Below are 22,898 nucleotides of genomic sequence, written 5' to 3' on the forward strand. Positions count from 1 at the left end.
TTCGGGAACCGGGTCGACGATGTCGACTTCGATCCGTCGTGGCACGAGCTTCTCGATGGCTCGATCGGGAGGGGAATGCACGCAGTCGCATGGACCGACCCCGGGGGGTGGGTGGCCCGGGCGTCGTACAACTACCTCGAGTCCCAGGTCGAGCCGGGGCATTGGTGTCCCGTCTCGATGACGGCTTCCGCAGTCGGCGCCGTGCGCATGGAGCCGGATCTGGCCGCTGAGTGGGAGCCACGTTTGCTGTCGCGGGTCTACGACCCGACGCCGCGACCTGCCGGTTCGAAGAGCGGCGTCCTCGTCGGCATGGGGATGACCGAGAAGCAGGGAGGATCGGACGTACGGGCCAACACCACCACCGCGTCACCGCTCGGCGACGGCAGGTATCGCATCGAAGGCCACAAGTGGTTCACGTCGGCGCCCACCAGCGACGCCTTCCTGGTGCTCGCGCAGGCGCCGGGAGGCCTGACGTGCTTCTTCGTGCCGCGCTTCGACGAGGACGGGGGCCGCAACGCCATCCGCATCCAGCGGCTCAAGGACAAGCTGGGCAATCGTTCCAACGCCTCGTCCGAGGTCGAGTTCGAGGGCGCGACCGCGCACCGGGTCGGCGAGGAGGGCAGAGGCGTCGTGACGATCATCGAGATGGTGAACGGCACCCGCCTCGACTGCATCGCCGGATCGGCAGGCATCATGCGCCAAGCGGTGTCACAGGCGATCCACCACGCCCGGCACAGATCGGCGTTCGGCTCGAAGCTCTTCGACAAGCCGCTCATGCGCAACGTGCTGTGCGACCTCGAGATCGAGGTCGAGGCTGCTGCGTGGCTCATGGGGCGCGTGGCGCACAGCTTCGACCGCGCTGGTCACGACCCGAGCGAGAGACAGCTACGACGCATCCTCACGCCGATCGCCAAGTACTGGGTGACGAAGCGGTGCACGGAGGTCGTGCGCGAATCCTTGGAGTGCCTGGGCGGCAACGGCTACGTCGAGGAGTCGCTCCTGCCGATGCTCTATCGCGAGTCGCCGCTCAACGCCATCTGGGAAGGCTCCGGGAACGTCATCGCTCTCGACGTCCTGCGGGTCGTCCGTCGCGAGCCCGAAGCGGTCGAAGCCCTCGTCGGCCTCCTCAGGCGAGGGTCCGATGAAGCGGGATACGACGCAGAGTCCACGATCGCCGACATCGCCGGCACGCCGGAGGCCGGTGCCCGCAGTCTCGTGGAGCGGCTCGCGGTGCTGGCCCAAGCTGCCCTGCTGACCGAGAACGCACGGCCGGCCGTCGCCGAGGCCTTCGTGGCGTCGCGGCTCGAGGGCCGGTCTGGCCGCCTCTACGGGACCCTCACAGGAGAGTACGACGCCGATGCGATCCTCGAAGCCTGACCGCTCACATCCATCCGATAGGCCCTACCGTTGCGCCGTCGCGGCTGATGGCATGTCGATATGAGAACCCGAATCGCCCTCATCTCCGTCGTCCTGCTCGCCGTTGCGGCGTGCGGAGGCGAGCCATCGGCGACGTCGACGTCTCCGCTAGATGGTTCGACGACCGTCACGGCGGCGCCTCCGACGACGGCGGCGCCGACGACCGCGGTGCCGATGACGACCCTCGCCCCAGGTACGACCATCCCGCCCTCGACGTCGCAGGTGACGTCGACCACGGGGCCTCCATACGTGGTGCCGGGCACACCGGATCTGACACCTCCCGATCCGCTCAACGGGAGTGAGGGTGCGTCGGGATCCGGGTGCGCTCCCGGCACCGACGACCTACCGAGTGGGATCTGGTTCGGCTTTCTCGTCGAGAGGTCGGACTCGGCTGTGGAATTGGACCTGGCGTGCTTCTACTTCGGCGACATCGCCTGGGAGAAGGCTGCCGAGGTGGGCCAGGAAGCCAACAACGACTACTGGATCGTGAACGAGAACCCGCTGGTGCGCACGGTTCCGGTTGCGGGCGACGCCGCGGTGTGGGCGATCACGGGCGACGCCACCCTCGGCCACGAGCGGCTCGCCTACGCCGATTGGACCGGAGCCGAGTCCACGTACACCCCGTGCCCCGGTGAGGGTTGCACGGTGTGGCTGTACGTGAACGACGGAGTCGTCGACGAGATCGTCGAGCAGTACCTGCCCTGACTGTTTCCCTGGTCAGTCGCCGCCGCCTCCCGGCCCCAGCCAGAAGGGATCGTCGGGTCGGACTTCCCTGGCCCGCCTGACGGCGTAGCCGGCGTGCACGATGACGTGGTCTCCAACTTCGGCATCCGGAACCATGACGAGGTCGACCTCGCGCAGCACGCCTGCTGCGTCCACCCTCCCCGGTATAGAGGCGGGCGACGGATCGCCGATCCACACGATCCTCCCTGGTACGGCGAGGCACATCGTCAGTCGCGCACCGTGAGGGAGACGAGGACGACGCCGAGCGCTCCGGGGCCGTCGTCGGACATCTCGAGGTCGCCGGCCATCTCGATGGAGACCCTCGGGGCGTAGCCCCATCGGTGGCGCGCCATGCGGTCTACGGCGCTCCCGAGAGACTCCGCGGTGAAGCCGGAGAGGGCGCCGACACGAAGCCGGATGGCTTCGATGCGACGGTTCGGCTCTTCGGCCTCGGCGCGGGCCAGGAGGTCCCTGACGATCCCCGTCTCATGCATCGTCGATCTCCCGCGTGACCGTGGCGACGGCTTCCTCGACTTCGGGAGACAGCGCCGTTCCCGAGGTCAGGTCTCCGGCTTCGATCCCGTACACGACAAGGCTGGCGGGGAGGCGCCGCAGCGCTCTGGCGAGCTCGATCGTCTCGGCGACACCGACGGCATGGGTGGACGTGAACGTCCCAAGAGGCAGAGGGGCGCGCAATGGATCGAACTGACGGACGGTCCCGGGCGGAGAGCCCGTGCGGGTGGCGTCCACGATGATGACCTCGTCGGCTTCCTCCCAGAGATCGATGAGCTCGTACGACCCGAACATGACACGGTGCGCCTCGATCGTGCGCACCCGGTCGGCGACCTCGAGGCCAGCGGCGTCGTCACTCCTGAACGGGTTGCCGAGGCCGATGAGCATGCGCTTCACGGTCACGGCTCCCTGTCGACGGTGAGGTCGAGGAAGTGGGTGGCGCACGAGATGCACGGGTCGTAGTTGCGGATCGCCTGCTCGAGCTGCCAGCGGAGCTCGTCGTCCCCGAGGGCGGCGTGCCCCGAGGCGTACACCTTGAGGTCATCCTCGATGCTCAACTGGTTCTGCGAGGTCGGCGGGACGATGTGGGCGTCCGTGATGGCGCCTGCGTCGTCGACCAGGTAGCGGTGGTAGAGCAGGCCCCGGGGCGCTTCCGTGGCGCCATGACCGACAGCGCCACGAGGGTCGACCGCGATCGACGGTGAAGGGGGCTGCTCGTACTCGGCGATGAGGCGCAGGGCTTCCTCCACCGCCAGCACCGTCTCGACGGCTCGAACGACGATGCTCCTGAACGGGTTCCTGCAGACCGGTCCGAGGCCGGCCGTCTCCGCCGCCATCTTGGCGACGGGCGTGAGCTGCTCCGAGTTCAGGCTGTACCTCGCCATCGGTCCAACGTGAAAGGCGCCCCTCTCCTTGATGTGGGCGTGGAGTGCGTTCGACCATGCGACGTGGGTCTCCTCGAAGTGCTCGGGCCACTCGTCGACGGCGATGTCGAGACCGCGGTTCGAGACGACGCGGCCTTCGTGTATGGCGTACTCGTCCTCGTGGCGGAGTGCGACGAACTCGTAGTCCCGCTCGAACTCGGGGAACGAGAAGGCGGAGACCCACTCGGCGGTTGCCAAGGCGGCCTCGAGAGCCCACTCGAGCTCGGGAACCATGGCGGCCAGCTCCCGGCGGGTCGGTGTCCGATAGAAGCCGCCGACCTTGACGTTGATCGGGTGGATCTCCCTGCCACCGAGGAGCGTCATGATCCGGTTCCCGAGCCGCTTCAGGCGAAGGCCTCGCTCGACGATCGCCTGGTGGTCGTGCGCCATCGCCACCGCGCTCTCGTACCCGAGGAAGTCCGGGGCATGCAGGAAGTAGAGGTGGAGGACGTGGCTCTCGATCCATTCCCCGCAATAGAGCAGCCGTCGCAGGGCGCGGATCGGGCCATCGACCCGGACCCCCGCCGCGTCCTCCATGGCGGCGCACGAGCTCATCTGGTAGGCGACGGGGCAGATGCCGCAGATGCGGGCCGTGATGTCGGGCACCTCCTTGAACGACCGGCCTCTGAGGAAGGCTTCGAAGAACCGAGGCGGCTCGAAGATCTTGAACTTCAGGTCGAGCACCTCGTCGCCCCGAAGTTTGAGATACATGGCGCCTTCACCCTCGACTCGCGCGAGGTAGTCGACCGCGATCTCGCGCTCAGTGCTCATGCGCCTCGCTCGCTTCCTTGAACTCCGGGGCGTAGGCATTGAACGTCCGGAGGGCGAGCACGAGGTCGTGCTCGATGACCCCGAGCTCGGTCCACCGGTCGGTGAGCGATGGCACGTTCGGGGACGTGGCCGGTCCGAAGCATCCGTAGCATCCGCGGTCATAGGCCGGGCAGATGGCGCCGCAGCCTGCGTGGGTGATCGGGCCGAGACACGGTGTGCCCCTCGTCACCATCACGCACGGCGTCCCTCGCATCTTGCACTCGACGCACACGCTGTGGCCCGGGGTGGCGGGCTGCCGGCCGGCGACGAAGGCGTCGATGACTTCGACGAGCTGGTGCTTCGAGATCGGACAGCCTCGCAGCTCGAAGTCGACGTCGATGTGGTCGGCGATCGGGGTCGACGTCTCCAGGGTGTCGATGTATTCGGGGCTGGCGTACACGATGCTGAGGAACTCGTCGACGTTGCCCCAGTTCTTCAGGGCCTGGATGCCACCCGCTGTGGCGCAGGCCCCGATGGTGACCACCGTGCGAGACACCTCGCGCACTTGGCGGATGCGTGAGGCGTCGTGTGCGGTGGTGATCGACCCTTCGACGAGGGACAGGTCGTACGGTCCCGCCACCACCCCGCGCGTCGCCTCGGGGAAGTAGGCGATGTCGATCGCACCCGCGATCGACAGCAGCTCGTCCTCGCAGTTGAGCAGGGTGAGCTGGCAGCCGTCGCACGAGGCGAACTTCCAGACGGCGAGCTTGGGGCGCCTCGTCACAGCTCGACCACCCGCATCCGCTCCATCACGCGCCTGTACGGGACCACGGGACCCTGCCGGCAGGCGAAGTCGGGTCCGTACTGGCAGTGGCCGCAGAACCCGACGGCGCACTTCATGTTCCGTTCGAGGCTGATGAACACGTCCTCAGGGCGCACCCCGGTCGCCTTGAGCTCCCGGGCGATGACCTTCATCATGATCTCCGGCCCGCACACCATGGCAAGGGTGTTCGCCGGGTCGAAGGCGATCCTCGGAAGCAGGCCGGTCACGACGCCGACGTCGCCGAACCATCCTTCGTCGGACCGATCGACGGTCACCTCGATCTCTGCGTCGAAGCGGCTCCTCCACTCCTGGAGCTCGGAGCCGAACAGGAGGTCGCGGGGCGATCTGGCGCCATAGATCAGGGAGACGGTTCCATAGCGGCTGCGGTCGGTCAGGAGGCGGCGCACCACGGGCCGCAGGGGGGCGAGGCCTATGCCTCCGGCTGCGACGACGACGTCTTTGTCGTGGGCCTCGGCGAGCGGCCATGGGGTCCCGTACGGTCCGCGTATGCCGACCTCATCGCCGGCCTCGAGGCCGCAGATCGCCCTGGTCACCGCCCCGACCGCTCGGACTGTGTGTGACAGCGACTCCCCGGCGCCGCCGCCGCCCGACACCGATATCGGTACCTCGCCCACTCCGAAGACGTAGACCATTGCGAACTGACCCGGTGCGAACGCCGCCCCTCGATCTCCTACCGGCTCGAGGTCGATCGTCACCGTGTCCGCCGTCTCGTGGCGGGAGGCGACGACTCGATACGGGCTCGGGAGCATCGCCTCGGCGGGGAGTGGTGGGGTCGTCGATTGCGCACTGTGCGTCATCTCGACTCCCCGTAGAGGTCCAGGAGTTGCAGCCTCGTGCTCTGGAGGCGGCCGACGGCCTCCCTGGCGATCACCTCGAGAACCTGCCGCGCAAGGGCGCTGTCGCGATCGCAAGCGAGCCGAACGGCGGCCGCGTCGAACGACGTCGCGGTCGTGTCGGTCAGCGCCTTGGCGCGCCAGTTCCACCGCTGTGGCGGGAACAGCCAGCTGATCCCGACCAGGTCGCCGTCGCCCAGGGTCTGGATGACGATGGGCGGCCTACCGGGGCTCGTCAGCTCCAACCCGACCTTGCCCTGGTCGATGACGTAGAACGTCTCGGCGTCTGCCGCCTCTTCGAACAGCACGTCGCCGACTCTGAAGCGGACTCGGCGGCTCACCGACTCCATGAACGCAGCATCGTTCGCCCCGAGTCGGGACAGGAGGTCGGCTCCCGCTCGCCTTCGTCCTTCGCTCATCCGGCCCCCGCGGAGTCGGCCCGGATGGCGGCGACCTCTTCGGTGATGTCGATCCCGACGGGGCACCACGTGATGCACCTCCCGCAGCCGACACAACCAGAAGACCCGAACTGGTCGTACCAGCTGGCGAGCTTGTGAGTCATCCACTGCCTGTACCTCGACCTCGTGGACGAGCGGACGGGGACGTCGTGCAGCTTCGAGAAGTCGAGCGTGAAGCACGAGTCCCATCTGCGGCTGCGAGCCGCGGCAGCGCCGTCGAGTGCCGACGTGTCCTCGGTGGTCGAGCAGAAGCAGGTCGGGCACACGAGGGTGCAGTTCGTACAAGCCAGGCACCGTTCTGCTACGTCGTCCCAACGAGGGTGATCGCTGTTCTCGTACAGCAGCTCCTTGATCCCAGCCGTGTCCATGGCCCTTCCCATGCTCTCGGCGGTGTGCGCCACGATCTCGCCGATCGCCGTCTCGTCGGCCCGGTCCGCAAGGCGGCCGGGGAGCCGGTCCAGGACCTGTTCGCCGCGCTCCGTGCCCGCCTCGATCACGAACTCGTGACGCCTCGAGTCGATGACCTCTGTCATCACGAGGTCGTAGCCCGACGTGCAGCGCGGGCCCGTCTCCATCGACACGCAAAAGCACGTCCCGCCGGCGACGGCACAATTGACGCCGACTGTGAACGCTTCCCGGCGGACGTTCGCATAGGTCCGATCGACCATCGCCCCCATGAAGACCCTGTCTTGGATGTCGATGGCCGCCAGCTCGCAGGCTCGGGCGCCGAGAAAGGCGTACCTGACGGTCGGGAGGTCACTCTCCGAGAAGACGAGCGACCCGTTCGTTCGCTTGATCTGCAGGAGCTCCGTTCTCGGAGGGAACAGGTACTTCTTCCACGAGTGAGGTCCGACGGCGTAGCCGAACAGTGCCTCGTCGTGGCGACGGCGCAGCCGGTATGTGCCGCCATCCTGGGTGTCCGTCCAGCCGATCGGGAGGTCTTCGACCCCGGAGAGCTCGTCGTAGACGATCGCATCGTCGCGGATCGTTGGCCCCACGATCGTGTAACCCTCCTCGACGAGGACATCGAAAAGCGATCCGATGTCGCTGCGGTCGACGACGCGCCCGGCCATGAGGTCTTCTCCCTGCATCCCGGCAAACCTACCCATCCCGCGGCAACTTGGTCAGGGCCGTTCGGACGTTGCGATGCGCTGCCGCCGGGGCACATGACGCCGCAGCTCAGGGGAGCCTCTCGGCACCGGCGAGGACTCGGAGAGCGTTGAGGGTGATCATCTCGTTCGGGGCCGAGCGGCCCCAGTCGACCACCTCGACCGTGCCAGCATCCGAGCCGGGCGGCTTCCACCAATAGGCGCCCGGGCGCCACCTGCCGTCGGTGAGGCGGCGCCGCGGCAGCGCGGGTCGCCTGCCACACCGACCCTGGAGAGCACGAGGAGAGCCTGGAGGACGTCGTAGTGCCAATAGGGTGGGTAGTGGAGCGCCAGCCAAGCCCGGTTGATCACCGCTCCGGCGTGAAGCGAGTGGTAGACACGATGCTCGAGCAAGAGCTCGGCTGTCCGCATCGCCGCCGCCTTGGCGCGCTCGTCGCCGGTTGCGAGCCAGTACTCGAACAGGCCCCACATCGCCGGGAGCGACTCGTGGAATGAAGAGCGGCGCCCGGATGCGGCGATGTCGCAATTCCAGCCGCCGTCGGGCCACTGCCAGTCGATCAGCGAGTCCGCCAGCAACCCGACTCGATCGTCCTCCGCCAGCCCGAGTCGCGAGCAGACGGCGAGGACGTTCCCTTCCTGCGAGGCACAGCGTCGCACCAGTCCGTCCACGGTGGTGATCCGGGAGCGATGTCCTTCGCTCGTCAGCCAAGCGAGCACGGTGTCTGCGGCTCTCGTCGATCTCGGCTCATGGGCGGGTACGCCGAGCTCGACGAGGGAGACGAGGCGCCAGTGGGCGCCCCTCCATTTGCTGTACGGGTGGACGCCGAAGGCTCCATCCGGGCGTTGGCCGCCGAGCAGCGCCGTCACCTTGGGCCCGGCGAGGATCCCGTCGTCCGGGTCGGCTCGTCCGCCGAGGAGGTCGCGGCGCGTAAGAGAGCGAATGGCCGGTTCCTCGGACTCGAGCAGCCAGGCGATGGCGCGGCGCGTCGCCTCGTCCCAGTCTCCATCGGCCACGTCGGCGCGCCCGTGCTCGGGCCGATTGTGGCAGGCGGCCGCCTGCCACCGCCTCGAGGCGCCAAGGAAAACATGACTCGACGGCGGCGCAGCCGGGTACATGGGCGCTGGATGCACAGGCCGCCTGTCTCACGGGAGGACGGAACATGACGGACATCTGGAGCTACGAGGAAGATCTCGTCGACGTCGTTCAGAGCATCTCCGGCTTCGACGTCGAAGCACGGGATGGGAGGATCGGCACGATCGATGACGCCACCCTCGACGTGGGTTCGAGCTACATCGTCGTCGACACCGGCCCGTGGATCTTCGGCAAGAAGGTCCTGCTCCCTGCCGGCCTGATCGAAGCGATCGACCTCGACGAGGAGATCGTCTACGTCGACAGGACGAAGGAGGAGATCAAGAAGGCACCCGAGCTGCCTGAGGGCTCATTCCGGGACGATGCGTACCGAGTGGACATCGCCACCTACTACGCGTCCGGACCGCTCACGTTCTGACCGGACATCTGATGAGCCGACGACGGCGGTCCCTTCGTGGGGCCGCCGTCGCTGTGTCACGCCTGCGACGGGAGGGTAGATAGCCGTCATGGAGCGCACGACACCCATCGGACGTGACCTCGAGGCGATCACGATCCTCGCCCCGCCGGGGCGCGCCCTCGACCGCATCGATGGAGTGCGCTGGGCCGACCTCGACGAGTTCGGCCACTTCCGTGTGGCTACGTCAGACGTCGACGACAGCAGGCTGCAGTTCACCGTGGCTGCATCGGATCCCGGGCTGGACCCCGCCAGCGACACTGCCTTGTGCCGCAGCGGCTGGGTAACGGCAACCCCGCTCTCGTCCGTGGAGCCGGCCCCGTTCCCCGGCGAACGCGTCGAAGAGCTCTTCCGGATGCGGCCTGGCTGAGGGGGGTTTTGTTTCTTCGATTCGGGGTAGACCGGGGCGTGCCGACGCCGCAATGCATGAAAGGCACCAGGGAGAATGACTCGCCTCGGGCTCTCCGTCGAGAGGGCGGCCCTTCCGACTCTCCACTTCGAGACTTCGCACCTCCGCAGGTTGTCCGGTCGTCACGGGCTGTACGAGCACGCCGAGCACGATGTGCCGAGGCGCGCCCACGGATACACGACGGACGACAACGCGCGGGCTCTCGTTGTGCTCTCCCATGCGGCACTGCGGCACGACAACGGCGCCCGGTACCTGCTGCCTCGCTGCGCCGCCTACGTCATGCAGGCCCGGGTTCGGCGCGGCTGGCTGAACCGGAAGGCGGATTCCGGCCGCTGGGCAGGCGATCGAGGTCCCGACGACACCCACGGACGGGCATTGTGGGGACTTGGAGCCCTCGTGGCGGCCGGGGTGCTCGTCGACGAGGCAGCGGCCGTGTTCGCCAACGGCTGCGATCTCGACTCCCCTCATCCGCGGGCGAACGCCTACGCGGCGCTCGGAGCCGTCGCGGTGCTGCCAACCGGCCTCCCGTGCGCTGAGCGGATGCTGGAGTCAGCGGTTCGGTGTATTCCTCGCTTCGGTTCGGACCGGGCGTGGCCGTGGCCGGAGCCGCACCTCACGTATGCCAACGCCAGGCTGCCGGAGGCTCTCATCGCGGCAGGATCCGCCATCGAGGACGCCGGCCTCGTCGAGCAGGGTATCGTGCTCCTCGAGTGGCTCAGCTCCGTCGAGTCGGGTGCAGCCGGCTTCAGCTTCACGCCCGTCGGCGGCCGCGGTCCCGGAGATGGCACCCCGGGTTTCGATCAACAGCCGATCGAGGCGTGGGCCATGGCAGATGCATGCTTGCGGGCATACCGTGTCACGAGATCGGCGGTGTGGCTCGACCGCGCCGAGCAGGCGGCGATGTGGTTCCTCGGACACAACGACGTCGGCGTCTCTCTCTACGACTGCGCGACCGGGGCCGGTTTCGACGGGCTCGAAGACCGAGGCGTCAACTCGAACCGAGGAGCCGAGTCGACGTTGGCCGCGCTCGGTGCGTTGTGCGTGCTCGTTGATTGCCGCCTCGAGAGGAGAGGCCTGTGACGATACGAATAGCCATGTTGGCGCCGATCACCCACGCCTATCCACCGAAGGGATACGGTCCATGGGAGAGGGTCACGCACGACCTCACCGAGCGCCTCGTCGCAGACGGCGCCGACGTGACGCTCTTCGCGCCCGGCGGGTCCGTCACATCCGCAGAGCTCGTCGAAACGGTCCCGATCCCACTCTCGAGCGCCGTTGGCGGGCTCGACCCGCGCCTGGCAGAGACGGAGCACATCGCCACCGCCATGGAGATGGCTTCTCGCGGCGGCTTCGATGTGATCCACTCTCATCTCCACGTCCACGCCCTCGCCTTCTCGCGGCTCGTTCCCTGCCCGGTGGTGACGACACTCCACGGAGTGGCCTGGGACGCGGCCACCCACGGCCTGCTGCGGCGCTACGCGTGGTCGCCGTTCGTTTCGATAAGCGACTCGGAACGCAGGAGGTTGCCTGAGTTGAACTATGTCGCCACCGTCCACAACGGCATACGCGTCGACGAGATCCCACCCGGCCCGGGGCGGGGCGGCTATCTGGCCTATGTCGGCCGGATGGCTCCGGAGAAGGCGCCAGATCTCGCCATCGACATCGCCCGGCGCGCCGGACTTCCCCTTCTCATGGCGGGCGTCGTGGAACCGAGGCACAGTCTGTTCTTCGACGAGGCGGTTCGACCAGGGCTCACGGGACGGGGCATCGAGTACCTCGGTTCGCTCGACAGGGCCGACGTCGCCTTCCTGTTGCAGGACGCCAGCGCCTTGCTCATGCCGCTCCGGTGGGACGAGCCGTTCGGCCTCGTGGCCGTCGAGGCCCTGGCGGCAGGCACCCCGGTCATCGGTTGGAATCGCGGGGCGATCCCGGAGATTCTCCGGGACGGGGAGACGGGGTTCATCGTCGACACCGTCGACGCAGCGATCGGTGCGATCCAGCGACTGTGGACGATCGACAGGGATGAGTGCCGACGCGACGCCGCAGAGCGCTTCAGCGATGCGGCGATGGCTGCAGGGTATGCGGACGTGTACCGCACGGTGACGAGTCAGAGTCAGGTCATCGAGTCGATCAGCTGACGTACGGGATCTGGGCTGCCCGGGTCAGGCGGTGGCGCGAGCCCTCCCCGGCTCCGACAGCAGCCTGGCGTATTGCTCGGCGATCCCTCTCCAGCCCAGCCCGAGACCGCGCCGCCGAGCCTCTTCAGCGTGGAACTCGTACAACGGGGCATCGTCGAGGATGCTGTGGATCGCCTTCGCCATCGCATCCGCATCGTGATCGACGACCAGCCCTGCTCCGTCGCTCAGCAGTTCGACGGCGTGGGGGAAACGGGTCGCCACGACCGGACGGCCTGCTGCGACGGCGTCGATGACCACTCCTGAGCACACTTGCTCGTCGTTGTCATATGGCACGATGACGACATCGCTCGATCGGACGAGCCGATGGAGCTCGAGGTCCCCCACGTACCTGTCGACGAACTCGACGATCCCGGTTGCGTCGAGCTCCTCCACCAGGCTCTCGAGGGAGCTGCGGTATGTCGTCCCAGTGGCGCGAATCACCTCTGGATGGGTCTGGCCGACGATCCGGTAACGCAATCCGGGCGTCACGCCCCTCAGCTTCGACACTGCCCTGATGGCGCGCTCGAGGCCTTTGCCGGGGCCGAGAAGCCCCCAGCTGATCAACTCGGTTCTCGGCGTGGGGCGCACGGGGACCGGGGCCCATCGGGAGCCGTGGTCGATCACCGCGACCTTCATCGGCGACACGTCGTAGCCGGCTGCGAGGAACGTTCGCGCCGCCATCGACGGCACGACGACGCGGCTGCTCGCAGCCGCGAGCGATTCGACGATGTCTCGCTGGCGTGCCGTCGGGTGCCGGAGCACTGTATGGAGAATCGAAACGATCGGGCGCTCGATGTGCTCCGTGAGGTCGATCACGGCGACTCCGTCATCGGCGCCGTAGATGCCGTACTCATGTTGGAGGACGACGACGTCCGTTCCGTTGAGATACCTGGCCGCGGCCCTCCTGCTCACCGTGCTCTCCGGATCGAACTCCATACTGGTCGCCGTCACCGTCTCGTCGAGGACCGGCTCGACGTTGCGACGGATCCTGGCGACGTCCACGGAGACGTTCGGGCTCTTGGCGCAGAGGCCCTGGGCGAGCGACTCTGCGAATCGGGCGATCCCGCAGCGACTGGGAGGATACGTGGACACCATCCCGGCCCGAAGGGCAGCCTTGTCGTGAATCGGTTGCTGGACCATCGGCCAGTAGTACCCCGGTTGGTTCACTTCAAACGCCGAGGCTCGGGCGGCTCTTCCGCTTCGCTCGTGTGTGACCCCATGCCGTCTCGATCCGGCGTCGATGGCGAGAATCGAGGCATCGCGCCCGGCGACCGCCGGCGCTCAACGTGACAGGCGAGCCACGAACCAGTCGCGTGCCAGCTCGGCTGCCGCCGCCAGGGTTCCGGGTTCCTCGAAGAGGTGGGTGGCCCCCGGCACGATGGCAATGCGGCTCTCGCATCTCAGCCTGCGTTGGGCGGCGCGGTTGAGCTCGATGACCTGGGTGTCGAGACTCCCGACGATCAACAGCGTGGGACTGGCCACGTCCTCGAGGCGGTCGGCCGCCAGGTCCGGCCTTCCGCCGCGTGAGACGACGGCCCGAACGTCCACGCCTCCCCCGGCGGCTGCCCAGAGAGCGGCTGCCGCGCCGGTGCTGGCTCCGAAGTAGCCGATCGCAGCGCCGCCCGTCTCCGGCTGCGCCGTGACCCAGGCCGTGGCCCCGACCAGCCGCTCGGCCAGCAGCGGGATGTCGAACACGTTGGAGCGGTTCTCGGCCTCCTCCGGCGTCAGGAGATCGAAAAGCAGGGTGGCGAGCCCTGCATCGTTCAGCGTTCGAGCGACGTAGCGATTTCGTGGGCTGTGACGGCTGCTCCCGCTCCCATGGGCGAACAAGACCACCCCCGCGGCGCCGGGCGGCCCCGCGAGCCGTCCTTCGAGGACGACCCGGCCGATCGCCAACCGGGCGTCCCTCTCGCGAGGCGCGGGCGGCGGGCCTGGGACGCCGACCGGCGTCCTGTCGAGGCATCGGACGACCTCCTCGTCGCTGGTCGGCGAGAAGTCCCGGTACCACTGCCCTATGGCATAGAACGGCTCCGGCGTCTCCAGGCTGATCGTCTCGTCCGCTTCGCCCGCGAAGCGGGTCGCCCATCCTCGAGGTGCGACGGGCGTTGCCATGATGATCCGGCGGGCTCCGTGGGCCCTCGCCACCATGCAGGCGGCGCGGGCAGTCGCCCCCGTGGCGATACCGTCGTCGATCACGACGACCGTCTTGCCCTCCATGGGGACCGGGCTGCCGTCACCGCGATAGCGGCGGGCTCGCCGCGCCAGCTCTTCACGCTCGCGGGTCTCGACGGCCGTCACCTCCTCGGGTCGCAGTCCGGCGCGTCGAACGAGATCGCGATCCAAGACCCGGACGCCGTCCTCACCGATGGCTCCCATGGCAAGCTCCGGCTGGAACGGCACGCCGAGCTTGCGGACGAGGATCACATCGAGGGGCGCACCGATCGCTCTGGCGACCTCTGCGGCGACCGGCACTCCGCCGCGCGGCAAGCCGACGACGACGACGTCCTGGCCGCGGAGGCCATCGAGGCGCTCCGCCAGCTTGCGCCCTGCCTCGATCCGGTTCTCGAACATCGTGTTCCACACTCGTCAGCGAGGGCGTCGATGGCAAGAGTCGTTCGACCCGGGAGGGCCATCTCGGCGGGCCGCCCCCGGCGCTACCGTCGGACCATGGACGATCTCACGGCCGTCGGCGACGCCATGTGGGAGGTTCCCAGAGAAGCGGGGATGCGGGTGCCTGGCATAGTCTTCGCGTCCGAAGCGCTGCTCGAGGAGGCAGAGATCGGCCGGACGCTCCAGCAGGTACGCAACGTCGCCCACCTGCCTGGGATCGTCAAGGCGTCGATGGCGATGCCGGACATCCATTGGGGGTACGGCTTTCCCATCGGTGGAGTTGCCGCAACCGACGTCGACGCCGGCGGAGTCGTGTCGCCCGGCGGGGTGGGTTTCGACATCTGCTGCGGTGTCAGGCTGCTGGCGTCCGGGTTCGACGAGTCCGACTTCGACGGAAACCGCGCGGCCGTGATGGACGAGCTCGACCGGCGGATCCCGCGTGGCCTCGGACAGGGCTGCCTTGCACGTATCCCCGTCGAGACGGTTCTGCGGCGGGGGGCGCGCGCCGCCGTTGAAGCCGGGTACGGCAACCGACGTGACCTGGAGCGGTGCGAGGAGCGCGGCGAGTCGGGCGGTGCAGAACCTGCCCGCGTCTCAGTGAAGGCGCGCCAGAGAGGGGCAGGACAGCTGGGTTCCCTCGGCGCCGGGAACCACTTTCTCGAGGTACAGGTCGTCGACGAGGTGGTCGATACGCCCGCCGCCGAGGCTTTCGGCATCACACGAGGCATGGTGTGCGTGATGATCCACTGCGGGAGCCGCGGCCTCGGGCACCAGACGTGCACCGATCAGCTACAGGTCATGGGCAAGGCCATGTCTCGGCATGGCATAGAGGTGCCCGATCGTCAACTTGCGTGTGTGCCGGTTCGGAGCGCCGAGGGGGAGGCGTACATGGGAGCGATGGCGGCGGCCGCCAACTTCGCGTGGGCCAACCGGCACATCTTGGGCCACGAGGCCCGGTCTGCCTTCGCGGCCGCATTCCACATGAGTGTCGAGAAGACCAGCATGGATCTGGTGTACGACGTCGCCCACAATCTCGCCAAGCTCGAAGTGCACGACGTCGACGGAGTCGAGCGTCTGTTGTGTGTGCACCGCAAGGGAGCCACCAGGGCTTATGGTCCAGGACATCCCGACCTCCCTGCCGATCTGAGGGCCGCAGGCCAGCCGGTACTCGTCCCGGGGAGCATGGGTACCGCCTCCTGGGTCATGAGAGGCGTCGCCGACAACCCGGCATTCGGCTCGGCGGCTCACGGCGCCGGGCGGGTCATGAGCCGGCACGCTGCTTTGCGGCGTGACCGCGGTGCTGCCGTCGCCGATCGCCTCGAGAAGGCAGGCATCTCGGTGCGTCCCGGTTCGGTCAAGCTGCTCGCCGAGGAGGCGCCATACGCCTACAAGGACGTCGGCGAGGTCGTCGACGTCTGCGTGCGGGCGGGGCTGGCGGCGGCGGTGGCTCGGCTGCGCCCAGTTGGCGTGGTGAAAGGATGAGGCCGGAGCCGGGCGAGCCGCTCGGGATGCCGCGTGGGCACGGGACGTTCGAGCACACCGCCGACTGCGGCATCGAAGCATGGGCGCCCGACCTTCCCGGGTTGCTCGAGGAGTGCGCCTCTGGGATGTTCGGGCTCATGTACCCGCTCGTCGAGAGCGTCGACGGGCGCGAGGTTCGCGTTGCCGCTTCAGGCGAGACGATCGAGGAGCTGCTCGTCTCCTGGCTGGGGGAGTTGTTGTACGTCTCGGAGGTCGAGTCGTTGGCTCTCGTGAGTTTCGCCGTCGACGAGGCGGATGGCTCCTCGGTCAGCGGGCGAGCGATCGGTCGTTCTTCTGCGACGGTCGAATTGCATGGTCCTCCGATCAAGGCGGTCACGTACCACGGGCTGAGTGTCGTCGGCAACGGCGAGTGGCGCGCTCGGATAATCTTCGACGTGTAGCTCGCCCGACTGCCGTTGGTGGCTCGGCGCGCATAGGCTCGGTGCGATGCAGGGTTGGCGGCACGCCCCAGAGCCCCTCGGCAGCCCCGGTCGCAAAGTGCCGTGGGGGTGTTCGTGATGCGTGATGACGATGCTCGGGAGCTGTTCGTGCGGTATCCGGGCAATCCGATCCTGGGACCCGGCCGGTTCCCCCAAGTCGTGAACGCCGTCTTCAACCCCGGAGCCACCGTCCTCGACGATGGGCGCACCCTGCTTCTGTTGCGAGTCGAGTACAGAACCGGTGTGTCGTCTCTGATCGCCGCCACGAGCGACGACGGCCTCACCGGATGGGACATCGACCCCGTGCGCGGCCTCCACCCGAAAGCCGAGGACTTCGCGGAGCGGTGGGGCGTCGAAGACCCGCGGATCACGAGGATCGGCGACGAGTGGTACGTCATCTATGTCGGCTACTCGGGCGCCGGACCGCTCGTGTCGTTGGCGGTCACCCGGGACTTCGTCGATTGGGAGCGGCGAGGCGTGCTCATGCCGCCGGACGACAAGGACGCGGCGCTGTTCCCGACCACATTTGGCGGCCGCTGGGCGCTGGTTCACCGGCCGTCGCCCTCCATGCCAGGACTCGGTTCGCACATGTGGATCTCTTTCAGCCCCGACCTCCACCATTGGGGGGACGCCCAGGTCCTGCTTCCCGCCCGGCGCGGCGGCCTCTGGGACGCCAACAAGGTCGGGCTCGGTCCACCGCCTCTGCTGACGAGCCGCGGGTGGCTCGTCTGCTACCACGGTGTCCGAGTCACGGCATCGGGTTCGATCTACCGCCTTGGGCTCGCCCTTCTCGACATCGCCGAACCGACCCGGGTGATCGCGAGGAGCAGCGAGTGGATCTTCGGGCCGCGGGCGCCTTACGAGCAGTCTGGCGACGTGCCGGGAGTGGTGTTTCCATGCGGGTGGGTGTTGCGCGACGATGGCGACACCGTCCACCTCTACTACGGCGCGGCGGACAGCGTCGTCGGTGTCGCCGAGGCGAGCCTCGAGCGAATGCTGCAGTTCCTCGTCGACACCCCTCCTCAAACTGCAGAGTGGGCGACTCCTGATTCACCGGTCTGATCGTCTCGGCGAGAGCGGCCGTCGACGAGCATTGTGATGTCGCTCGAAGGTCCGCGATTCGGGCCAGAAGTCCCTGGCATGTCCACCCGCCCTGTGTGATGGTTCGCGGTGAAGGGGTGCGCCTTCGACGGGCGTGCTGACGGCGAGGAGGTCGCGTTGATCCACCTCACGTCCGACGGCGTTGAGTCGTCGCTGCGCGTCGCCTTGATCTCGAGGTACCCCCCGAGCGTCTCAGGCGCCGCGGGTGCCGCCTCGCATCTCGTCGAGCGCCTGATCGAGCACCTCGGAGTACGGGTCGAGGTCGTGCGGATCGTCGAGTCCGGAGAGCCGTCCGCTGTCGGGCTACCCGTCGTCATGGAGGTCGATTCACGATCGCCGGATGCCGGAGCCGTTGCGGCCTGGAGGGCGAACCGCTCCGACATCGCGGTCGCGTGGATCGACGATGGACCACCGACACCGTTCCTCGTGCACCTGCTCGAGCATGCGGCCGTTCCCGTCGTGCTCCTGATCGACGAGGTCGCGTCGAGTGGATCGCTCAGCCAGTGGGGCCCGCTCTTCGGCAAGGCTGCGGCCGTTGTGGTGCGTTCCCGTGCCGCCTCGACGTATGTGGGTGGAGCCGCCGCCGACGATCTACGCATCGAAGTGGTCCCCCACGGCTCGCCGTTCCCGGTTGTCTCGATAGATCGGACGCTGCGGCGTCGCATCCTCACATGGGGCTTCCTAGGTCCTGGGGCGGGTGTGGAGCGCGTCATTCGCGCCCTCCCGCTTCTCGCCGACATGGATCCCGTTCCGCGATACCGGCTGATCGGCGCAGGAGATCCCAGATGCTCGTCGAGCGTCGTCGCAAACTATCGGGACGAGCTCGGGGCGCTGGCGGACGATCTCGGGGTGGCGACCCAAGTCGAGTTCGTACCCGGGTACCGGACCCACGACGCGCTCGTGGGTGAGCTGGCGACGGCCGATGTCGTTGCCGTCGTCTACGACGAGGTGGATCGCACGGCCTCGCGGATACTCACCGAGACGATCGGCGCCGGCAAGCCGGTGGTCGCAACGCGATTCCCGGGGGCGGTCGAGGCGCTGCGCTCCGGCGCAGGCACGGTCGTGGCACACGAGGATGACGACGGTTTGGCGTCGGCCTTGAGGCGCTACCTGGAAGACGACTCGTCGTACGGTGCCGCCGTGCGAGCGGCTCGCGGTTCGAGCGTCGAGCACGAGTGGGATGCGGTGGCTGGTGCCATCTTCGCCGTGCTGGCGCGTGTCGTATCCGGCGGAAAGATCACTGTCACCGGTCGATGAGTGGCAGGCTGGTGCCGACAGGGTCAGGAGCCGCGCATGGGAGACGACGAATGCTGAATGTCGAACGGCGCGACGTCGAGATCAGGCCCGATCCCACCAGGGTTGTCGCCAAGCCGTTCGTGCCGGGCGAATCGGCGTTCGCGGGGGGCCCGAGCCGCGCCGAGCTCATCGCCGATCGCGTGATGAAGCTGACCGACGACGAGGTGACGAAGCTCCTGGACGAGACCGTCGAGAGATTCGCCGGGCGGCATCGGGACCTCGTGCGCACCTGGGAGGCCAACGCCGACACGGCGCGCGGGCTCGTGCCGGGCCTCGAGGCGGTGAACGGGGCGCGGCGTCACCTGCTCGGCGCCGTCTTCACCCAGGAGTACGCACCCGGTGCGGCCGCCATATGCAACCCCTCGATCGTTCAGAGCCCGGAAGGCGGGGGTCGCTTCGTCCTCAGTGTGCGCTCCATAGGCGAAGGGCACATATCGTCCGTCGAGTTCAGGACAGGGCACGTCGCCCGGGACGGCTCCGTGCAACTCGACCCCCCCTCGCCGTACCTCACGACGGGAACTCGCCGGACTCCGCGCTACGAGCGGCGGGCGTTCGAGGGGCGCCTCGTCGACCTCGGTGCCGATTCGATGCTGACGGGGCGGCTCGTCGCCGACCTGGGGGAGCGGTTTGGATACGCGGAGCTGCAGGGAGCCCTCGAGGTGCTGCGGCGCAGCGACGTCTCCGAAGCCGCGGTCTTCGAGACAGCCCGCCTCGCTCACTGGTTCGCCTCCTCGAACTACGAACTGGTGTTCTCGGAGTCGATGCCCCTGTCGGAGCGCATCCTGATCCCGGCCGGGCCCGCGGACAGCCAGGGAATCGAGGACGCCCGTTTCGTTCGATTCGTCGACGACGACGGGACGTCCACGTACTACGCCACGTACACGGCGTTCGACGGCTTCACCATCCTCCCCCAGCTGATCGAGACCACCGACTTTGTGACGTTCCGGATCGCGACGCTCGGAGGCGCATGCGCCAGGAACAAGGGCATGGCCCTCTTCCCTCGCAAGATCGAGGGCCAGTACGTGGCCCTCGGTCGACACGACCTCGAGAACCTCCATGTCCTGCGCAGCGACGACATCCGCACGTGGAGTAATGCCGAGCTCATCTACGGTCCGGGGAGAGGTTGGGAGCTCGTGCAGATCGGCAATTGCGGCTCCCCGATCGAGACCGAGCACGGCTGGCTCGTGCTCACCCATGGTGTCGGTCCGATGCGCACCTACGCGATCGGCGCCTTGCTGCTTCACCTCGACGACCCTTCTCGCGTGATCGGCGATCTCGGGTCTCCCCTTCTGGAGCCGGCGGAGGACGAGCGCAACGGCTACGTGCCCAACGTCGTGTACTCGTGTGGCGCCATCGTGGAGGATGGGACCGTGGTCATCCCGTACGGGTTCTCCGACCAGGCGATCCACGTGGCCACCGTCGACCTCGAAGAGCTCATCGCCGCGATGACGTGACGGCCGGCTCACTCCGGGCGGTCGTGACCTTCGGCATCGTTGACGTCAGTGAGCTCGAGGAGGCGCGCCTCGCCTGGCGTGCACGACCGCCTCGATGACCTGCTCGTAGCGCCGTGGGCTGCGTCGCCGGCGCCCGATGGCCGCTCCGGGTACGTCATCCGACGGCTCAAGAGCCGGACGCCGGCGAAGGACGCCAGCGCCAAGCCGGCGACCACGGCCCATTGCAGGGCGCTCATGCCGGTTGTCTTGAGGAACTCGTTGCCGAGGGGGGTGTGAACGGCGAGGACGTGGATGATCGCCGAACCGGCGGCGGCACCGATGAGCCAGGCCGTGGGCCGCCGAACCCGGTCCGATTCGACGAACGCGGCTCTCACGTTGAAAGCGTGAATGAGCTGGCTGAGGACGAGGGTGCTGAAGATCATCGTCTGCGTCGATTGCCAGGACAGATCGAGCACGAAGTGCCCCAAGAGCAGCGCAGCCATCGCAGCGGACGTGAGGATGGCGCCTTGTGACATGAGCAGTGCGATGTTGCGCCCGCTGAGGATGTCGCGGCCCGAGCCGGGCGGGTCGCGCATCAGGTCGCGGATCGGTGCGTCCATGCCGAGCGCCAGGGCAGGTAGAGAATCGGTCACGAGGTTGATCCAGAGGAGTTGGACGGCGGCAAGCGGCTCGCCGAGCCACCCGAACAGGAGGAAGCCGAGCACCATCGTCATGACCTCCGACGCGTTCGAAGAAAGCAGGTAGTGAACGACGTTGCGGAGGTTGGCGAAGATCCGCCGTCCCTCGCGGACCGCCGCGACGATCGTCGCGAAGTTGTCGTCGGCGAGGACGAGCGCCGATGCCTCCTTGGCGACATCGGTCCCGGTGCCCATGGCGACGCCGATGTCGGCAGCCCGCAGAGCGGGGGCGTCGTTCACACCGTCGCCGGTCATGGCGACGATCGCCCCGGTACGCTGCCACGCCTTGACGATCTTCACCTTGTCGACCGGGTCGACTCGCGAGAACACCCGGTACTCGGTCACGGAGCGCGCCAGCTCGTGCTCGTCGGTGCGCTGGAGCTCGGATCCCTCCATCACCCCGGCGGCTTCGATGCCGACCGTCTCGGCCACCGCGGCCGCCGTGACCCGGTGGTCGCCGGTGACCATCACCACCGTGATGCCTGCTCGGGACGCTTCGGCGATGGCGTCATGGACCTCGGGTCGCTCCTCGTCCCTCATGCCGACGAGCCCGACGAAGGTGAGGTCATGCTCGGCGTCTGCAACGTCCCCCGGGGCACCATCGAGATCGCGGTAGGCGAATCCGAGGGTCCGCAGTCCTCGAGCGGCGAGCTCTGCTGCGTCGCCGTCGAGCGACGATCTCCTGGTGTCGTCGATCGGAGCCGGCCCGCCGGCATCGAGGATCGTCGTGGCGCGCTCGATGACGATCTCGGGCGCTCCCTTGACGAGCAGGCGATGGCCGGAGCCGGCCAGGTGGAGCGTGCTCATGCGCTTGCGTCGCGAATCGAAGCCGGCCTCGTCGAGGCGAGGCGATTGGCGGCGAAGCTGCTCGAGGTCCACCCCGCGTTCCTCGAGGGCGCGCAACAGCGCGATGTCCGTCGGGTCGCCTGCGAAGCCGTCCTTCGAGGACCGGGCGTCATTGCACAGCGCCGCGATCTCGACGAGGCGTCGACCCACTGCTGTCCCCGTCGAGAACGTCACCGCTCGATCGGTGGCGGTGATCACCGCGTGCACCCGGATCTCGTTGAGGGTCAGTGTGCCGGTCTTGTCCGTGCAGATGACGTTCGTCGCTCCGAGGGCTTCGACCGCCGGCAGCCGTCGCACCACGGCGTTGCGCTTCGCCATCCTCCGCACCCCACCAGCAAGGCTGATGGTGACAACTGCAGGGAGACCCTCCGGAATCGCTGCCACCGCAAGGGCGACCGCGATGAGGAACATGGTCTCGGCGGGATAGCTGCGCAATGTCCCCGCTCCGAAGATGAGAACGGCGCTGGCTGCTGCGACAATCGCTAGGCGATGACCCACCCTCGTCAGCTCGCGCTGTAGGGGCGTCGGCGGCTCCTTCTGGGCGACGAGAGATGCGATCTTGCCGACCTCGGTGGCGGCCCCGGTGCTCGTCACTATCGCCCGACCTCGTCCAGCGACGACCGCGGTGCCGCTCAAGACCATCGAAGTGCGGTCGGCCAACGACATCTCGACGGGGACGGGGGCGGCCGACTTGGCGACCGGGAGAGACTCGCCGGTGAGCGAACCCTCCGCCATCGTCAGCCGGACGCTGAAGACGACTCGCCCGTCCGCCGGGACGCGATCGCCTGGTTCGAGCACGACCAGGTCGCCCGGCACGACGCCATCCGCGGGAATCTGCTGTTCGGTGCCGCCACGTACCACTCGGGTCCACGGGGCGGTCAGCTGCCGCAGCTGAGCCATCGCTTGTTCGGCGCGCGTCTCCTGTGCGAAGCCGAGCGCCGCGTTGAGGACGACGATCGCCAGGATCGCGATGGCGTCGATCCACTCGTCGATGACGAAGCCGCTGACTGCTGCCGCGACGAGCAAGAGCCAGATGAGGACGTTCGAGAACTGCCTCCCGAGCCGGACGAGATGATCCGGGCGGCGCCGGCCGACGAGCTCGTTGGGGCCGAACCTCTCGGCCCGACTGGTCGCCTCGGCATCGCTCAACCCGGTTTCGAGATCGGTCTCCAACCTCTCGGCCACGGCATCGACGCCGAGGCCGTGCCAGGGCGGCGTCGCTTCCAAGAGCTCGAGATCCATGTGTCATCGATT

Annotated in this window: 23 protein-coding genes; 11 read left to right on the top strand and 12 right to left on the bottom strand. The window is 68.0% G+C overall.

Annotated elements, in window-relative coordinates; all coding sequences use genetic code 11:
• Together VGC47_01380 and VGC47_01385 are read left to right on the top strand one after the other, a co-directional pair.
• Positions 1-1,377, top strand: a 1,377-nt coding sequence (locus VGC47_01380) for an acyl-CoA dehydrogenase family protein (protein ID HEX9853952.1), incomplete at its 5' end; no start/stop codon positions are given.
• A gap of 60 nt (positions 1,378-1,437) precedes the next feature.
• The gene (locus tag VGC47_01385) at positions 1,438-2,121 is read left to right on the top strand and encodes a hypothetical protein (protein HEX9853953.1); all 684 of its coding nucleotides are present in this window, start codon (positions 1,438-1,440) and stop codon (positions 2,119-2,121) included.
• A 12-nt stretch (positions 2,122-2,133) separates the two neighbouring features.
• Here VGC47_01385 and VGC47_01390 read toward each other — a convergent pair whose 3' ends face one another.
• The 9 genes from VGC47_01390 to VGC47_01430 all read right to left on the bottom strand — a co-directional run bounded on the left by VGC47_01390 (position 2,134) and on the right by VGC47_01430 (position 8,583).
• Positions 2,134-2,364, bottom strand: coding sequence for a HypC/HybG/HupF family hydrogenase formation chaperone (locus VGC47_01390; protein HEX9853954.1), 231 nt, complete (start codon positions 2,362-2,364; stop codon positions 2,134-2,136).
• Positions 2,365-2,366: 2 nt separating this feature from the next.
• Complete coding sequence (locus VGC47_01395) at positions 2,367-2,633, bottom strand: hypothetical protein (GenBank protein HEX9853955.1); 267 nt, start codon at positions 2,631-2,633, stop codon at positions 2,367-2,369.
• Positions 2,626-3,039, bottom strand: a complete 414-nt coding sequence (locus tag VGC47_01400) for a hydrogenase maturation protease (protein ID HEX9853956.1) — start codon at positions 3,037-3,039, stop codon at positions 2,626-2,628. The genes VGC47_01395 and VGC47_01400 overlap by 8 nt, the downstream gene beginning before the upstream one ends.
• Positions 3,040-3,050: 11 nt before the next feature.
• Complete coding sequence (locus tag VGC47_01405; GenBank protein ID HEX9853957.1) at positions 3,051-4,346, bottom strand: Ni/Fe hydrogenase subunit alpha; 1,296 nt, start codon at positions 4,344-4,346, stop codon at positions 3,051-3,053.
• Entirely contained in the window at positions 4,336-5,109 is a 774-nt protein-coding gene (locus tag VGC47_01410; GenBank protein HEX9853958.1) for an oxidoreductase, read from the bottom strand. Before VGC47_01410 ends, VGC47_01405 begins: the two co-directional genes overlap by 11 nt.
• Entirely contained in the window at positions 5,106-5,966 is an 861-nt protein-coding gene (locus tag VGC47_01415) for an FAD/NAD(P)-binding protein (GenBank protein HEX9853959.1), read from the bottom strand. The genes VGC47_01410 and VGC47_01415 overlap by 4 nt, the downstream gene beginning before the upstream one ends.
• Entirely contained in the window at positions 5,963-6,421 is a 459-nt protein-coding gene (locus VGC47_01420; protein HEX9853960.1) for a cyclic nucleotide-binding domain-containing protein, read from the bottom strand. The genes VGC47_01415 and VGC47_01420 overlap by 4 nt, the downstream gene beginning before the upstream one ends.
• Positions 6,418-7,551: a 4Fe-4S dicluster domain-containing protein gene (locus VGC47_01425; GenBank protein HEX9853961.1), complete on the bottom strand. Its 1,134-nt coding sequence runs from the start codon at positions 7,549-7,551 to the stop codon at positions 6,418-6,420. The genes VGC47_01420 and VGC47_01425 overlap by 4 nt, the downstream gene beginning before the upstream one ends.
• Positions 7,552-7,689: 138 nt before the next feature.
• Positions 7,690-8,583 (bottom strand): hypothetical protein, encoded by an 894-nt coding sequence (locus tag VGC47_01430; GenBank protein HEX9853962.1) that lies wholly within the window; start codon positions 8,581-8,583, stop codon positions 7,690-7,692.
• 146 nt (positions 8,584-8,729) lie between these two features.
• Between VGC47_01430 and VGC47_01435 the strand changes: the two genes are divergently transcribed.
• From VGC47_01435 to VGC47_01450, 4 genes are all read left to right on the top strand, one after another.
• The gene (locus tag VGC47_01435; GenBank protein HEX9853963.1) at positions 8,730-9,077 is read left to right on the top strand and encodes a PRC-barrel domain-containing protein; all 348 of its coding nucleotides are present in this window, start codon (positions 8,730-8,732) and stop codon (positions 9,075-9,077) included.
• Positions 9,078-9,165: 88 nt separating this feature from the next.
• Positions 9,166-9,483 (top strand): hypothetical protein, encoded by a 318-nt coding sequence (locus VGC47_01440; GenBank protein HEX9853964.1) that lies wholly within the window; start codon positions 9,166-9,168, stop codon positions 9,481-9,483.
• Between the two features lie 75 nt (positions 9,484-9,558).
• Complete coding sequence (locus tag VGC47_01445; protein HEX9853965.1) at positions 9,559-10,602, top strand: glycosyltransferase; 1,044 nt, start codon at positions 9,559-9,561, stop codon at positions 10,600-10,602.
• Entirely contained in the window at positions 10,599-11,660 is a 1,062-nt protein-coding gene (locus VGC47_01450) for a glycosyltransferase family 4 protein (protein ID HEX9853966.1), read from the top strand. Before VGC47_01445 ends, VGC47_01450 begins: the two co-directional genes overlap by 4 nt.
• Before the next feature lie 24 nt (positions 11,661-11,684).
• Here VGC47_01450 and VGC47_01455 read toward each other — a convergent pair whose 3' ends face one another.
• Entirely contained in the window at positions 11,685-12,866 is a 1,182-nt protein-coding gene (locus tag VGC47_01455; protein HEX9853967.1) for a glycosyltransferase, read from the bottom strand.
• Positions 12,867-12,980: 114 nt separating this feature from the next.
• Positions 12,981-14,270, bottom strand: a complete 1,290-nt coding sequence (locus tag VGC47_01460) for a phosphoribosyltransferase family protein (GenBank protein ID HEX9853968.1) — start codon at positions 14,268-14,270, stop codon at positions 12,981-12,983.
• A 96-nt stretch (positions 14,271-14,366) separates the two neighbouring features.
• Between VGC47_01460 and VGC47_01465 the strand changes: the two genes are divergently transcribed.
• The 5 genes from VGC47_01465 (at position 14,367) to VGC47_01485 (ending at position 20,121) form a co-directional block, all read left to right on the top strand.
• A complete protein-coding gene (locus VGC47_01465; protein HEX9853969.1) occupies positions 14,367-15,791 on the top strand; it encodes an RtcB family protein in 1,425 nt (474 codons plus the stop codon).
• Positions 15,788-16,231, top strand: a complete 444-nt coding sequence (locus tag VGC47_01470) for an archease (GenBank protein ID HEX9853970.1) — start codon at positions 15,788-15,790, stop codon at positions 16,229-16,231. The genes VGC47_01465 and VGC47_01470 overlap by 4 nt, the downstream gene beginning before the upstream one ends.
• A 117-nt stretch (positions 16,232-16,348) precedes the next feature.
• On the top strand, positions 16,349-17,332 hold the full coding sequence (locus VGC47_01475; protein HEX9853971.1) for a glycosidase: 984 nt from the start codon (positions 16,349-16,351) through the stop codon (positions 17,330-17,332).
• Between the two features lie 156 nt (positions 17,333-17,488).
• Positions 17,489-18,628: a glycosyltransferase gene (locus VGC47_01480; protein ID HEX9853972.1), complete on the top strand. Its 1,140-nt coding sequence runs from the start codon at positions 17,489-17,491 to the stop codon at positions 18,626-18,628.
• A 50-nt stretch (positions 18,629-18,678) separates the two neighbouring features.
• Positions 18,679-20,121 (top strand): glycoside hydrolase family 130 protein, encoded by a 1,443-nt coding sequence (locus tag VGC47_01485; protein ID HEX9853973.1) that lies wholly within the window; start codon positions 18,679-18,681, stop codon positions 20,119-20,121.
• Between the two features lie 8 nt (positions 20,122-20,129).
• Here VGC47_01485 and VGC47_01490 read toward each other — a convergent pair whose 3' ends face one another.
• Positions 20,130-22,886 (bottom strand): cation-translocating P-type ATPase, encoded by a 2,757-nt coding sequence (locus VGC47_01490; protein HEX9853974.1) that lies wholly within the window; start codon positions 22,884-22,886, stop codon positions 20,130-20,132.
• Positions 22,887-22,898: the final 12 nt, after the last annotated feature.

Source organism: Acidimicrobiia bacterium (genome assembly GCA_036396535.1).
Taxonomy (GTDB): Bacteria; Actinomycetota; Acidimicrobiia; order Spongiisociales; family UBA5794; genus DASWKR01.